Here is a 13462-nt window from a genome sequence, read left to right as displayed (position 1 = left end):
AGTGGGAAGTGGGAAGTGGGAAGTGGGAAGTGGGAAGTGGGAAGTGGATACTACTTTCATGCTTGACGCTGTAACTTGTTGCATCGGGACTTCCTCTTAAGTATTACCGGAAGGATTAGAACCGTACATAGCATTTAAAACCAAAGCGGGGTCAACGTATTGATTGCCGTACATCAGTCCCCAGTGCAGGTGTGGTCCGGTGGTGCGTCCGGTCATTCCCACTCTAGCCATACGGGCCCCTGCCGGTATATCCTGACCGAGAGTAAGGACGATTCCTCCTGACCTGTCAATCAAAAAAGTACCACGGCTATCGGATTGAACCGAACCCATGAGATGACAATAAATATGCGTCCATTGACCCGATTGCATCTTAATCATGGTGCCACAGCCTGTATTATCCGATAACTCGACGATTCTGCCGGTCCACCAATTGCGGATATAACTGCCTAAGGGTGCGGCCAGATCTAACCCGGCATGAAATTGTTGACTGCCATCCATGGGAGAGAAACGATAACCGAAACCGGAGGTATAGGTTTGAAAGTTTTCCACGGGAAAGGAGGCCCCGGCCCAAGCATTTTGAGCCATGAGGGTGGGATTAGCTTTAACGGGGTGTAAACGGTCAAATCCTAGAGAAATTAACGTTACAAGACAGCTAATCGCTAAAAAACGCAGGAATTTAACAGGCAGATACTTTAGCATGAGACTTACTCCAGACACCACAATTAAATATACCGCTAATTTTACCGGCGGCTTTTAACCGATATTTTAGTTAAGTTTTGAGTTATTATTGACCATTGGTTAGCGGTTGACAACATTTCCCCTCGGGCTGCCGATTCTCCGACTCCCCCACTTAATTTTTACTTTTTACTGACTCGTACCATGTTAGACCTAAAGCAAATTAGAGAAAATCCAGAGGAAGTACAGAAACGCTTAGATAGTCGGGGAGGTAGTTATGATATTGCCCCTATTCTCCAGTTAAATCAACAACAGAAGGCTTTAGAGTTAGAACGCAGCAGTTTACAGGCCCGGGGTAACGAAATCGGTAAACTGGTAGGACAAAAAGTTAAAAGTGGCAGCGATGCCAACAGTCCTGAAATTTTGGTGCTGAAAACAGAAGGAAACGAGATTAAAAGTAAACTAGCTCAATTAGAACCGCAGGAAAAAGCCATTAAAGTGGCCATTGACCAAAAAATCTTAGATTTACCCAATTTACCTAGTGAAACCACTCCCATCGGTAAGGATGAACGGGAAAATGTCGAAGTCAGACGCTGGGGAGAGGAATATAAACCCACCAACCCGAATATTTTGCCTCACTGGGAAATTGGGGAAAAATTGGGCATTTTAGACTTTGAACGGGCAGTAAAGATCGCCCAGAGTCGTTTTGTTAATCTTATCGCCCTCGGGGCAGCCCTAGAAAGAGCTTTAATTAATTTTATGCTCGATCGCCATATTGTCGCCGGTTATACAGAAGTTTTACCGCCAATTTTAATTAATAGTGACTCCCTGCGCGGGACGGGACAACTGCCAAAATTCGCGGAAGAAAGCTTTAAATGTCGAGATGATGAGCTTTGGTTAGCACCAACGGCAGAAGTACCCGTAACTAACCTTTATCGCGATGAAATCCTCTCATCGGAGCAATTACCGATCAAACACTGTGCCTATACTCCCTGTTTTCGTCGGGAAGCGGGCAGCTATGGCAAAGATACGAGGGGCTTGATCCGTTTGCATCAATTTAATAAGGTGGAAATGGTCAAAATCGTCCATCCTGACGCTTCTGCTCAGGAACACGAAAGTTTAGTCGCTAATGCGGAGGCAATCCTGCAAGCTTTACAGTTGCCCTATCGGGTGATTGAATTGTGTAGCGGTGACTTGGGTTTTTCGGCGGCCAAATGTTATGACTTAGAAGTGTGGCTACCTTCGGCTAATACCTATCGGGAAATTTCCAGTTGTTCTAATTTTAGAGACTTCCAGGCACGACGGGCAAATATTCGCTTTAAAGAAAAAGGGCAAAAAGGCACTAATTTTGTCCACACCCTCAACGGTTCGGGATTAGCGATCGGTCGTACTATGGCCGCTGTCCTAGAAAATTATCAACAGCCGGACGGGACGGTAAAAGTGCCGGAAGTGCTGCAACCCTATCTAAAACGGGAAGTTATTTGTTAATTTTTGATAAAAATGCTTGACAAAATGTCTATATAGGGTTTGCTGAATAAATCTAAAAACCTTGTTGGGTAAGACTTTTAGACCTTTTGTCAATCAAAAAGTACCGGATATGGGAGTGATCAGGGGGAAAATTCAGGTACTTTTTCCCTGAAAATTGGGTAGTTGACCACGGCTCGACTGAGCTTCGCCGAACGTCCTGAAAATCGGTAAAACCCTACACCCCACACCCGTTCGGCTGAGCTCACGGCCGAAGCCCACACCCCACACCCCACACCCTGCCCCCAAGAAAAACTTTTTGCCGCAAACCCTATATAGTGCATTTGAAAAAGTTGCTCTTAACCCCACTCTAGAATTGCCTGTTTTAAGGCTCCTTCCGGCAAATTGGCCGGATCAAAGGACTCACCCGCTTCTATTCTGGCTAAAGCTTCAAAAAAGGCTCTCACACCACTGGCCGGTCCCGATGGGTGGTCCATAATTCCGGTTCCCGCATTGAGGATAACATTACGTCCGTAATCCCCAAGGACCTGGGGAACAATACCTGGACGAATGCCGGCCGAGGGAACCGGAAAAACGTTTCTATCGCGCAAAATATCGCGAATTTTGCCTTCCTCCTGCGGATCGAAGGGTAAACTACCGTAAGCGGCGGGATATAGCACCGCATCGGCTCCTGCGTGGGCCATCATCGTCCCCAAAACCACAGAATAGGCTAATCCCGTATCGCTACCGGCACACATCGCTCCAGCAAAGGCAGGATGGGCGAAAATGGGAACATCGATCGCCGGATCACTGGCTAAAGCTTCTAAAACGGAAAAACCGTAGGTAAGAACGTTTAATAACAGGGCATTAGCCCCATGTTTCACCAATAAACGGGCTTTTCTCTGCAATTCGTCCGCTTTTCCGGTGACATTAACCGCATAGAGAACATTTCTACCGGTTTGCTGCCGCACTTCCTCCAAAACCCGACGACAACAATCTAGGCGCTCGTGGGTGGGAGCTACGGGAAGATCCGCCATGATTTCATCATCTTTAATCACGTCTAAGCCAGCAAAAGCCACTTCTCGCAGGATATCGGCGTGATCTTGGGCCGATAGTCCTAAAGCGGGTTTAAAAATTGCCATGACTAGAGGTCGATCATAAACCCCCAAACGTTGCCTAATTCCGGTGATTCCCAGCTTGGCTTTCGTGCCGTAGGTTTCGGGGAGGTACACCCCCACCACTTTTCCGGCTCCAGCCATGGAATATTTGCCGAAAATCATGGTTAAAAGACTGGCGATGTCATTTTCAACGTTTATCTGGGGAAACCGCACCCTAGCCACCTTATAACCGTCGGCTTCCTCCCTGATCCCCACCACTTCCGCTAGGTGTTGTTGCAGCTGCTCTTGACGATGACTGTGGCGATCGCTCCAAGTGCCGGCGGTTTGACCGATAGCGATCGTTTTTGCCTGTTTTTCGGCATTAATAGCGGGAGGAAAGCGATAATCGACGATAATAGTCATAAAAGGAAAAAAAAGGGAGTGGGAATTATCAATTATAAATTATGAATTGGGAGCGGGGGAATTGGGGAGGTGGGGAGGTGGGGAGGTGGGGAATTGGGGAATTGGGGAGGTGGGGAGCCTTTTTTCAGTAAACAGTAATGGGTGAACTGATAACTGATAACTGATAACTGATAACTGATAATGGCTTCGATCGATTTTCTTAGCTATTGACAAGGGTTCCCCTAAAAGCCTACAAGTATTTTGGATAGGTATGACCATTGAGGAACCGACCAAAATATGAAAATAACGACAAGATTACGGGAATGGGGCAAATTTTTCTTAAAAAGCGGCGCTAGTATTGCCCTAGCACTATTTTTAATCTTAAGTCTGTTCACGGTTAAGGGGACTGCCCCTGCTTTGGCTGTGCTTGCTCAGGGTGACGCGGTAACGGATCCCACTGCTATTTTACGCAATGCCTTACCCATAGATAATAAACCAATTCGTCAAGTGCAACAATCGATCGAAGATATTGCCAAACATCTGCGGGCCAAGCGTTGGAGTCCGATTAAAAAAGATGTCAAGGATGCCAATTATGCCCTTTCTACCAAAAGCAAGGCTATCTTAGATAGTGTTCCCGAAGCAAGTAAAAGCCAAGGGGAGGAATTAATCGAAAAACTGAAAACGGGAGTGGCGGCCCTGGATACGGCCGTAGAAGCGAAGGATAAAGAGGCAGTTTGGTCAACCAGACGAGAATTGCTCAATAATATCACCGCTTTAGAAGAATTAATGGTAGTGGGTTTTCCCTTTAACGTTCCCCCGGAATACGCTAACTTGCCGCAATTGCGAGGACGTGCCACCGTAGAGATGCAGACCACCAAAGGAGATTTAACCATCGTTGTGGATGGTTACAGCGCTCCGATTAATGGGGGTAACTTTCTGGATTTAGTCCAACGGGGTTTTTATGACGGTTTACCCTTCATTCGCAGCGAAGATAATTTCGTTGTCCAAACCGGGGATCCCGTCGGTGCAGAAGAGGGATTTATTGACCCGAAAACTAAGCAATATCGCTCTATTCCCTTAGAAATTTTGATCAAAGGGGAAGAAGAGCCAGTTTATGGCAATACTCTCGAAGAATTAGGGATTTACTTACCCAGTCTCGCCTTGCCTTTTAACGCTTTTGGTGCCTTGGCCCTAGCGCGTCCGGATACCAATCCTAACGGAGGTTCCTCGCAATTCTTTTTCTTTAAATTCGATAATGAATTAACTCCTCCGGGGTTTAATCTCATGGATGGTCGTTATTCGGTTTTTGGCTATTTAGTCCAGGGAAAAGAGGTGTTAGAAGAACTTACCGATAAGGATAAGATTATCACCGCTAAAGTGGTTTATGGCTTAAATAATCTCGTCCAACCTAGCTAGGTTGGGGGTTTTTAACTGGGTTTTGTTAAGGCACAGAGATTAGTCGCGATAGGGGAAGCAGCTCAGATTCTGGGTACTTCCCCCGATACCCCTAGGGTCGTTTCATTCTCTCATCGGAATAAAGATCTGAAAATTTTTCAAAACGTCGTGCTTTGTAGGGTTGATTCATGAATCAACCCTACTATGAATCAACCCTACTATGAATCAACCCTACTATGAATCAACCCTACTATGAATCAACCCTACTATGAATCAACCCTTGATAAGGGGGGTGCTGATCCCCCCTTAATCCCCCCTTGATAAGGGGGGTGCCTGACAACTTTTAACACCTACCTACTTAAGATTATTAATTCTGCAATCTATAGCCCTGATTATTATTGATTTGATGGCGGCAAAAGTTATTTAATTAACATCAGTTTTATCTAAGTTCCCCTTTCCCTTAATCCTCGTTCATATACCCAATCAGTAACGTCTGGGGAGAGTTTGCTGATAGCCAAGGGCTAAGAGATGACAGAGTTGGTGATATAGTAACTAAAGATCACATTTAAATCTAACCTTGCCATAGATGCACAAATCTCGAATCTGGCAAACCCAAAAATCTCCCGTCTCTAACATCAGTTTTAGCGATGAAATGAGGTAAGAATTTTGACCAAAATACTTAGCGATCGCATTGCCGTTTATCTGCTCATCGGTGGACTCCTGTTTAGAATCATCATCGCCCTGGGGCTTTATCCGGGGTACGATGAGGCCTATTATTACGTTTACAGCCATAATCTGGATTGGAGTTATTTCGATCATCCGCCAATAGTAGCGATTTCCACGGGTTTTGGGACTTGGATCACGGGATTAGTCAATCAATTTACCATTCGCTTCGGTACTCTCCTCCTCTATACTGGCAGCCTCTGCTTACTATATCTGACAGCTTTAAAATTGTTCAGTCTGCCGGTCGCGAGAATGACTTTAGCGATCGCCACTCTGATCCCCATCTATGGGATCGTCTTCGGGATTCTCTCGCAGCCAGATAGTCCTTTAATCTTTTTTTGGTCATTAACAGTCTATTTAGCTGCCCAAGAATTCTGGCCAATTCGGGAAAAAAACTATCATCCTAGCTATCGTCTCGCTTATATTGGACTTGCCGTAGGATTGGCGGTTTTAAGTAAATATCACGGCTTTATTTTGGGCTTTGGTTTAGTTTTATTTTGTCTGACTACTCCCCGCTATTGGCCTGTATTTAGATCCCCTTGGTTGGGATTAGGATTTATTCTTTTTTTGGTAACTTTATTGCCGATTATCTACTGGAATATTAACCATGATTGGATCTCCTTTCGCTTTCATTTAGAAGACCGTTTTTCTGGAGAACCGAAAACCTTTAATATTCTTGGTATTCTCTCGGTTGTTGGCATTAGTATCGCCACGATGTTTCCTCCTTTTGGTCTGCCGATGTGGTGGGTGACATTTAAAAGCTTTGCCGAACAAATTCCTAACTTTATCTCGAAAAAAAGATTTTTTCAGCGAGAAGAAGAATCACTAAAAAAATGGTTAATTATCTCGGTTTCTCTGCCTTTAATCCTGGGAATGCTTTATGTGGGTGCTTCCCATTATCTCGCCCCTAGTTGGATTTTACCCGGGTTCTGGTCCTGCACGATTTTATTAGGAGAAAAGGCCAATACTTGGCAGCAATCTTCTCGAATCTGGGTAAAAAGATGGTTATGGGGATCAGGAATTTTTATCGTTACTCTTTTATCTATAGCAATGCTTCACGTTACGCTTGGTACTTTCCAAAAACCTAGTCAATACGCAATCTTTGGGGGAATTATTGCCCCAGAACAGGACCCTTCTCGGGAAATTGTCGATATTGATCAACTGCGCCAAAACTTTGCTAATTCGCCCGAATTATTAGCACTCTTAAAAGATTCTAGCTTCGTTTTTACCCATAGTTTTTATGTGACAGCATGGCTAGATATGGCTCTTTATCCCCTAGTTCCTATTCCCGTCACCTGTTTTAACAACGATCAAAGGGGTTATCAAATTTGGTTTAATCCTCAAGAATGGATCGGTAAAAATGGTTTATTAATTACTACAAATAGTTCTCTAGAAAGACCAGAAATAATTGATCGCTACCGTCCCTATTTCCAAGATATAACTAAAGTAGCTGTCATTCCGATCAAGCGCGGTGGTGTCGCCATCGAACAATTTCATGTTTACCAAGCTAAAGGACTAATTAAAACTTATCCTTAAATGCAGTTATGAGCGGATAGGGGATAGATCAATTAGTTCATAAATACTCCTGATTTCTATCTTCTGAATTGTGTAAACTTTTTAACTTTTTACTTTTTACTTGATAAATATGTCCATTCATCGAGTGCGTATTGCTAGAGATAAAGGGGAATTTGTCCAGTCCTTAGTTAATTTTAATCAGGGAATTGGACCCTTTCAAACCTATGCTGATGTCATCGCTTTTGCGGCGGCTTTAGGGGTAAGATATCAAGAGAGGGTAGCCATAGAAAATGTAGCGAAGGAACCCTCACCTATTAACCTGGAAATTTTTATTTCTCGTGGCTACGATACCCTAATCAAATTATTGGCAGTTAATGAATTGCAAGACACGAAAATTCTTTCTCCCCACGGGGTAGATTCGGAAGCTTTGCGAGTAACAATTTTCGAGGAATATGCCAACGCTGGTTTAGCAAGATTAGAACGAGAATTGCGCGGTGCGGTGGATTATACTGAAAGATTATTGTTAATTATCAGTCAGGAACGTTTTCGAGAAATTACTGCCACAACCGAATTCGATTTAGGCAGATTTTTGTAGTAGAAATCTTAGTTAAGTACCTAAGTAAAATTAATTACACATCTCGCTAACTCCTGACTTCGGGTGCATCTCATTTTTGTAAATCTAGCAAGTTGGGATTTTTACGCGAAAACTCTCTGATAAAATCTGGCATTACTTCCGATTTTATCACTCAATCCAAGCTTTTGGGGGGTTCTACCCCCCAAACCCCCCGTTGGGGGCGTGGCGCGGTCACTGAGCGTGTCGAAGTGCCGCCCCCAAACCCCCCGCGCATTAGCTTTTCGGTGGGATGCTTACAGGCAGCTGCTGATACATTTGTCATCATTTAAGAGTCATACTAAATCTGGTTATTAAAAACTGATTATTTATTCACCCTTTTGCATTAGTGCCTGCTGCCTTTTACCTGTCCTGATATGTAGCCTATACTCAACGGATTTAGTATTATTACTGTAGTTTGGTATGGGCTTTTTTCTCATAGGTGCGTTCAAATTTTCTGCGGGTGTAATTGGCAGCGATCGCTATTGCTAAAGCCAAAATTGCGAAAATAAGGGCAGTAATTTGATAGATAGACTGATTTGGGGATAAAATTGCCAGTAAAGCTAATAATATCCCCATTAAAATCGCAATTTGTTTAGTTTTTACCATGTTTTCATGGGCAGTGCTACAGGTGCGACAGTGGACAGTGTGACGAGAATAGCGATCGAGGGGTAAAGGATCGGATAAATCGATCGCCGTTGTCCGCTGGCTGGTGTAGCCTTGATAGTAGGGGAAAGAGTCCCCATAGCGATCGAACCATTGACGTAACTCAATCACCAAGGCATCGGAACTTTTTAAGGGTAAGTATAATTTTTGTAAACTATCTCTTGACTTTTCCACCATTTGCTGCTGACTTTGAATTAAAGGTAGATCATCTTCGAGGATGCGACTTTGACGCAGATGTTCCAACCAGCGCCAACGGTATTGACGGGAGTTAACGGCAAAATTTTGGTAACGTCGCATCAGTAAGCGAGAACGACCTTGACCCAGAGAAATCCCGTATAAAGCCAATCCAGCACACCAATGGGGATTAGGCAGAGAAAAACGATAATGAACGAGATTAGGGGCTATAAAATCCAGATATTTCCAGCTTTCTTGCGGATTGCGGCTATTGCGCCACTGACTGCGAATTCCCCGCGCCGAGATTTCGAGGATTTGGAAGGCTAAAGGTTGAGCATTTTCCCGTTTTGCCCCGAATTCGCTGCGATCATGGCTAATATTAACATGGGCGGGATCGAGGAGATTTTCGAGTAAATAGCCCTGTTCGTAGGGAAAATCGATGACATAATCGGTATGGACACAATTGGGGTCTTCTAGGTCTTTGATGATAGGAATATCGCTTTCTTTCGCTGTTTCCTCTTCTCCTAACCAAACCCAGAGGACTCCCTGACGTTCCATCACCCGATAGGATTTAACCTTGGCATTGCGGGGAATCGGGGTATTGGCTGGCAGTTGGGGAATATGGGAACATTTTCCATCCGTCTCGAACTGCCAACCATGGTACAAACATTCTAAACGCCCAGCGATCATCTGTCCTGTGGAGAGTTTAGCCAAGCGATGGGGACAGCGATCAAGCAAACAGCCCCATTTTCCCTGTTGATCGCGAAATATTAGCAATGGTTGCCCATAAAGAGAGAAAGAGTAGGGATTTTTTTGCCAATCCTGCACGAATAACACAGGATACCAACAATTTTGGTAGTGAAAACAGTCATCCCTAGGCAGGGGTTGAGATTGATCTGCGCTCGTCATGGCGATGAGAGAGAAAAAATATTGATCATCATCATAATATCGGTGCGGCCAATTGATCTCTGTCTTCCTACTAAGTAGCTGGTTATAATTAAATTAAAAATGGATTTTAGGTTCGATCCCCCCTGCCCCCCTTGATAAGGGGGGTGCGGATAGGCGGGGGGATCTGATAGTTTTTAACGCCTACCTACTTATCTTTTAATCAATCCGAAAGGGACGAGCAGAGGGTCGAAATTCCCGATAGGCGTTAATTGTAGCCAAAAAATCGATTGTAAAGCCTTTTATTGATTTCGTATAGTAGCCAAATAATTAAAAAACAGACAGAGATGAATATCAAAGGTTTTTGAGTCAGTAAATTCTGCAAACTCCAGAATAGTTGCTGCGGTTGACTGACTAGATACCAACTATTCAGTCGGAGAAACCTTCCTAAATAGATACCGATTGCACTTAAAAAATGGAGAGCTATTTCTAGGGGTAAAACTGCTGAATTTAGCTGACTTTGCTGACAATAACTTTTTAAATTAAGTAAGGAGATAACGTATAGCTGAAAGCCAATAAAAATAAAGACACTATACTGGGGGATTAAAACTAAAAAAATTAAACTTTTGGCGTAATCCTGCTGAAGATAGGCGATTAAATGAATGCTATCGGTGAGAATATAGGGAGCATTGGGTAAAAAAAGCACAAAAACTAAGAGAATTAACCACCAGAGTAGGGAACGATCAAGGGCGATCCGAAATAGCCAAAAGCTGAGGATAAAGGGGATAAAAGCCAGAAAAGAATTCCAGACAATTCTCGCGGTACTGAGGTTAAATAATTGCCAAGCATTGTGCCACCAATCCCTAGTTAAAATTATCGTTAAATCTGCCCAAATCATCCCTTAAATACCAGTCTCCTCTAAGGTTGATAAATATCCTAACCAATTTTTTAAAGATTCCGGGAAAGGGATTCTTTCTCTAGCGGTGGGATCAATGCACACATGGCGAGTTTTCGCTTTTGCGACCATGATTTCAGCCAAATAAATTTTATACTGCAATTCAAACTCGTTTTCGCTTAGGGATCGGGCAGTGAAATTAATCTGTATTTGATCGCCACAAAAAAGAGGACGAAAAAACTGGATTTCCGCTTGAGTAATTGGTAGGGCAACTGTATAATCTTTCAAAAAATCCTTGATATTGATGCCAAATTGTGCTAAAGAAAACTCGTAGGCTTCATGACAGATCGAGAGAAGATGGGCAAAGTAAACCACACCGGCCGCATCGGTATCGGCCAGATAAATTAGGCGCTCGTAGGACATAAAAAGCTTATTGTCTTTCTAGAAAGGTTAAACTATCTTGTAGTTGTCTTAACTCGTCCCGATGAGCTTTGACAGTTAATTCCGTTTGCTGAGATTTGCTTTCCACTTTAAAAGCCACTTCTTCTAAACGGCCGACTTTTTGCCAATAGAAAACACCGGCGAGGGGAGATAAACCCACAAGAGCAAAAATATAGGGATTAGTATCAGGAAATAACACCGATAAAACCAGTGAGAAGCAAAATAAACCCAAGGCCGCTAAAATTGTCAAAAATATCGCTAGAAAGGGGCTAGGCGGCACAAAACCCTGTAATCTGACAATATTCTGTTCGGGTTCGATCGCCTTGACTTGATAGGAACGTCGGTCAAAATAGTCTCGCAGTTGTTCTAATAGTTGGTCGTCACTGGTACTGGTAAGATAGACACGCTGTTCGATACGCTCTTTGACGGAACCGCGAATAAAAAAGAATAATCCCACCATGAGCAGGAGAGTCAGAAAAAAAGTTGAGGAGAGAACGGGGGTATCCATGGCGGCGGTTGGGAGCGAAAAAACTTACAATTAATCCTAATTATCCTAACCTATCTTCTCCCCCGATTTAGAAGATGGACCCTAGGAGCAAAACCTCGATCAAGAATCAGAAAAATTTAACCCCAAGGCAGATTCATGGGCAACAATCTATTAACAGGATTAATCGAACCCTTACAGTATAGTTTCATGCAGAGATCCCTAATTGAAGCTATCATCGTCGGGATCATCTGTGCGGTGGTGGGAACCTACCTGATGGTACAACGTTTGGCCCTCTTGGGCGATGCCATCAGTCACTCGGTCCTACCCGGATTAGCGATCGCTTTTATTGGTAATTTTAATCTGCTACTGGGTGCTTTACTAGCCTCAATGGTCAGTACCCTACTGATTAACTTGATCCGTAATCGTTCCCCAATCAAAGAAGATGCGGCCATGGGTATCGTTTTCTCGGCTTTTTTTGCCCTTGGCATCACCCTGATCACTCTCATCCAAAAAAACAACAAAATTGACCTTAATCACTTTCTCTTCGGCAATATTCTCGGTGTTACTGCTGCCGACATCCGCGATACCCTAATTATTGCCGTTATCGTTTTGTTAACCGTTTTGCTCCTGTATAAAGAACTATTATTCTACACTTTCGACAAAATCGGGGCGCAAGCGGCGGGTTTACCGGTAAATTTATTAGATTTAGGCTTAATGCTCCTGATCGGTCTGACCATCGTTGCTAGTCTCCAAGCGGTGGGAGTAATCCTCGTTTTGTCCCTTTTGATTACCCCGGCAGCCACTGCTTATCTTTTAGTTACCCGTCTCCATCAAGTCATGGGTGTGGGTGTGGGTGTGGGTATTATTTCTAGTATCAGTGGGATGTATTTAAGTTATTACTGGAATTTACCCTCTGGACCGGCGATCGTGCTTGTCGCTTTTACCCTATTTATGTTGGCCTTTTTATTCAGTCCCCGTCAAGGAATTTTCACTCATCCCTCTAGTCTAGGTGGTCAACTTTCTATCTGGGTAGAGATGAAAAATTTGTTGAGGCGGCGTTAGTTTGGGGGATAAGGTGGGTTTTTTGGCAAGTGATCAAAAAAAGCCGACGGCCGATGGCCAAAAAAGATCGGCGATTGCACTAAGGCCAAAGAGCTAACACCTTATCAGCAGGTAGGATTTTACAGCTAGAAATTACAGAGGAGTATTTTTAATAATTTTAATTATGGACAAGGCTCAGAAAATCAAAAAAGAGATCGAGGAACTAGATAAATGGATTAAAACGAATCCAGATTCAAGAGAATTAAAAAGAGCTATTGCCGTTAAATTATCTTTACAAGGATGGACTTATCAAGCGATCGCCCCGATACTCAATGTCTCTCTAAGTTTTATTGGTAAATGGAAAACTCAGTTTGAAGATCGAGGTATCGCCGGATTAAAATTATCATATCAAGGAGCAAAAAGCTACTTAGATGAAGGGCAAAAACAAGAAGTTTTCAGTTGGCTGCAACAACAAGAATATTGGGATATATCGGAGTTAGAATGCTATTTAATCGACCAATTTGAGGTAGCATTTAAATCTCAAACGAGCTATTATAGTTTGCTAAAAGAAGCGAAAATTAGTTGGCGAAAAGCTCAACCTAAAAATCCTCTTCAAGACCCAGAACTGGTCAAAAAAAAGAACCAAAAAATCCAAGATATTATAACAGGTTTATTACCAGAAATAAAAGCTAAAAATGTTGTTATATATACGATTGACGAAGTTCACCTACTAGAAGAAGACTTGATTAGCCATCTTTGGGGGAAGACAGATAAAAGACTAAAACTTCCACTTCTCAACCCTAAAAATCGTCAAACATACCACGGGGCATTAAACTTAATAAATCCTGAAATTATCACTGGAGAATACAAGCAGGGGAATGGAGATTGCACAGTGGATTTTCTCAAAAAGTTAATCAAGATAAATCCAGGTAAAAGAATTATTATCTTTTGGGATGTAGCTTCCTATCATAGAGGGGAATTAATACAAGGTT

The 13462-nt window shown here is 43.1% G+C and carries 13 protein-coding genes and 1 pseudogene; 7 read left to right on the top strand and 7 right to left on the bottom strand.

Annotated elements, in window-relative coordinates; translation table 11 throughout:
* Positions 1 to 96: 96 nt before the first annotated feature.
* Positions 97 to 699, bottom strand: a complete 603-nt coding sequence (locus ACOCD9_RS12350; protein WP_287701612.1) for a M23 family metallopeptidase — start codon at positions 697 to 699, stop codon at positions 97 to 99.
* Between the two features lie 180 nt (positions 700 to 879).
* Here ACOCD9_RS12350 and serS point away from each other — a divergent pair, with 180 nt between their 5' ends.
* The gene (gene serS, locus ACOCD9_RS12345) at positions 880 to 2163 is read left to right on the top strand and encodes a serine--tRNA ligase (protein ID WP_419547611.1); all 1284 of its coding nucleotides are present in this window, start codon (positions 880 to 882) and stop codon (positions 2161 to 2163) included.
* A gap of 52 nt (positions 2164 to 2215) precedes the next feature.
* Here serS and ACOCD9_RS12340 read toward each other — a convergent pair.
* A pseudogene (locus ACOCD9_RS12340) lies at positions 2216 to 2483 on the bottom strand (hypothetical protein).
* 15 nt (positions 2484 to 2498) lie between these two features.
* Entirely contained in the window at positions 2499 to 3659 is a 1161-nt protein-coding gene (locus ACOCD9_RS12335; protein WP_419547610.1) for a 2,3-diketo-5-methylthiopentyl-1-phosphate enolase, read from the bottom strand.
* A gap of 276 nt (positions 3660 to 3935) precedes the next feature.
* Between ACOCD9_RS12335 and ACOCD9_RS12330 the strand changes: the two genes are divergently transcribed.
* The 4 genes from ACOCD9_RS12330 (at position 3936) to ACOCD9_RS12315 (ending at position 8174) form a co-directional block, all read left to right on the top strand.
* Positions 3936 to 5054 (top strand): peptidylprolyl isomerase, encoded by a 1119-nt coding sequence (locus ACOCD9_RS12330; RefSeq protein ID WP_287701618.1) that lies wholly within the window; start codon positions 3936 to 3938, stop codon positions 5052 to 5054.
* 645 nt (positions 5055 to 5699) lie between these two features.
* Positions 5700 to 7292 carry an ArnT family glycosyltransferase gene (locus ACOCD9_RS12325; RefSeq protein ID WP_419547609.1) on the top strand — a complete coding sequence of 531 codons (1593 nt, stop codon included), beginning with the start codon at positions 5700 to 5702 and terminating at the stop codon, positions 7290 to 7292.
* Positions 7293 to 7401: 109 nt separating this feature from the next.
* Positions 7402 to 7866 (top strand): DNA phosphorothioation-associated protein 4, encoded by a 465-nt coding sequence (locus ACOCD9_RS12320; protein ID WP_002738176.1) that lies wholly within the window; start codon positions 7402 to 7404, stop codon positions 7864 to 7866.
* 92 nt (positions 7867 to 7958) lie between these two features.
* Positions 7959 to 8174, top strand: a complete 216-nt coding sequence (locus tag ACOCD9_RS12315; protein ID WP_287715583.1) for a hypothetical protein — start codon at positions 7959 to 7961, stop codon at positions 8172 to 8174.
* A 115-nt stretch (positions 8175 to 8289) separates the two neighbouring features.
* Here ACOCD9_RS12315 and ACOCD9_RS12310 read toward each other — a convergent pair whose 3' ends face one another.
* The 4 genes from ACOCD9_RS12310 to ACOCD9_RS12295 all read right to left on the bottom strand — a co-directional run bounded on the left by ACOCD9_RS12310 (position 8290) and on the right by ACOCD9_RS12295 (position 11450).
* The gene (locus ACOCD9_RS12310; protein ID WP_419547608.1) at positions 8290 to 9630 is read right to left on the bottom strand and encodes a Rieske 2Fe-2S domain-containing protein; all 1341 of its coding nucleotides are present in this window, start codon (positions 9628 to 9630) and stop codon (positions 8290 to 8292) included.
* A 244-nt stretch (positions 9631 to 9874) separates the two neighbouring features.
* The gene (locus ACOCD9_RS12305) at positions 9875 to 10504 is read right to left on the bottom strand and encodes a DUF1361 domain-containing protein (protein WP_419547606.1); all 630 of its coding nucleotides are present in this window, start codon (positions 10502 to 10504) and stop codon (positions 9875 to 9877) included.
* 3 nt (positions 10505 to 10507) lie between these two features.
* Positions 10508 to 10924: an acyl-CoA thioesterase gene (locus tag ACOCD9_RS12300; protein ID WP_419547604.1), complete on the bottom strand. Its 417-nt coding sequence runs from the start codon at positions 10922 to 10924 to the stop codon at positions 10508 to 10510.
* Between the two features lie 7 nt (positions 10925 to 10931).
* Positions 10932 to 11450 carry a cofactor assembly of complex C subunit B gene (locus ACOCD9_RS12295; RefSeq protein WP_002734244.1) on the bottom strand — a complete coding sequence of 173 codons (519 nt, stop codon included), beginning with the start codon at positions 11448 to 11450 and terminating at the stop codon, positions 10932 to 10934.
* Positions 11451 to 11585: 135 nt separating this feature from the next.
* Here ACOCD9_RS12295 and ACOCD9_RS12290 point away from each other — a divergent pair, with 135 nt between their 5' ends.
* Both ACOCD9_RS12290 and ACOCD9_RS12285 read left to right on the top strand, forming a co-directional pair.
* Positions 11586 to 12491, top strand: coding sequence for a metal ABC transporter permease (locus ACOCD9_RS12290; protein ID WP_287704108.1), 906 nt, complete (start codon positions 11586 to 11588; stop codon positions 12489 to 12491).
* Between the two features lie 163 nt (positions 12492 to 12654).
* Positions 12655 to 13462: IS630 family transposase (locus ACOCD9_RS12285; RefSeq protein WP_419547602.1), on the top strand; the 808-nt coding region annotated here is incomplete at its 3' end.

The organism is Microcystis sp., from assembly GCF_048564745.1.
Taxonomy (GTDB): domain Bacteria; phylum Cyanobacteriota; class Cyanobacteriia; order Cyanobacteriales; family Microcystaceae; genus Microcystis; species Microcystis ichthyoblabe_A.
This window is presented reverse-complemented; position numbering and strand designations above follow the sequence as displayed.

What these genes read in the sequence shown, in the direction of transcription:
- ACOCD9_RS12295 (WP_002734244.1), bottom strand. Translation starts at nt 11,450, where the DNA reads ATGGATACCCCCGTTCTCTCCTCAACTTTTTTTCTGACTCTCCTGCTC.
- ACOCD9_RS12350 (WP_287701612.1), bottom strand. Translation starts at nt 699, where the DNA reads ATGCTAAAGTATCTGCCTGTTAAATTCCTGCGTTTTTTAGCGATTAGC.
- serS (WP_419547611.1), top strand. Translation starts at nt 880, where the DNA reads ATGTTAGACCTAAAGCAAATTAGAGAAAATCCAGAGGAAGTACAGAAA.
- ACOCD9_RS12290 (WP_287704108.1), top strand. Translation starts at nt 11,586, where the DNA reads ATGGGCAACAATCTATTAACAGGATTAATCGAACCCTTACAGTATAGT.
- ACOCD9_RS12305 (WP_419547606.1), bottom strand. Translation starts at nt 10,504, where the DNA reads ATGATTTGGGCAGATTTAACGATAATTTTAACTAGGGATTGGTGGCAC.
- ACOCD9_RS12320 (WP_002738176.1), top strand. Translation starts at nt 7,402, where the DNA reads ATGTCCATTCATCGAGTGCGTATTGCTAGAGATAAAGGGGAATTTGTC.
- ACOCD9_RS12330 (WP_287701618.1), top strand. Translation starts at nt 3,936, where the DNA reads ATGAAAATAACGACAAGATTACGGGAATGGGGCAAATTTTTCTTAAAA.
- ACOCD9_RS12300 (WP_419547604.1), bottom strand. Translation starts at nt 10,924, where the DNA reads ATGTCCTACGAGCGCCTAATTTATCTGGCCGATACCGATGCGGCCGGT.
- ACOCD9_RS12335 (WP_419547610.1), bottom strand. Translation starts at nt 3,659, where the DNA reads ATGACTATTATCGTCGATTATCGCTTTCCTCCCGCTATTAATGCCGAA.
- ACOCD9_RS12310 (WP_419547608.1), bottom strand. Translation starts at nt 9,630, where the DNA reads ATGACGAGCGCAGATCAATCTCAACCCCTGCCTAGGGATGACTGTTTT.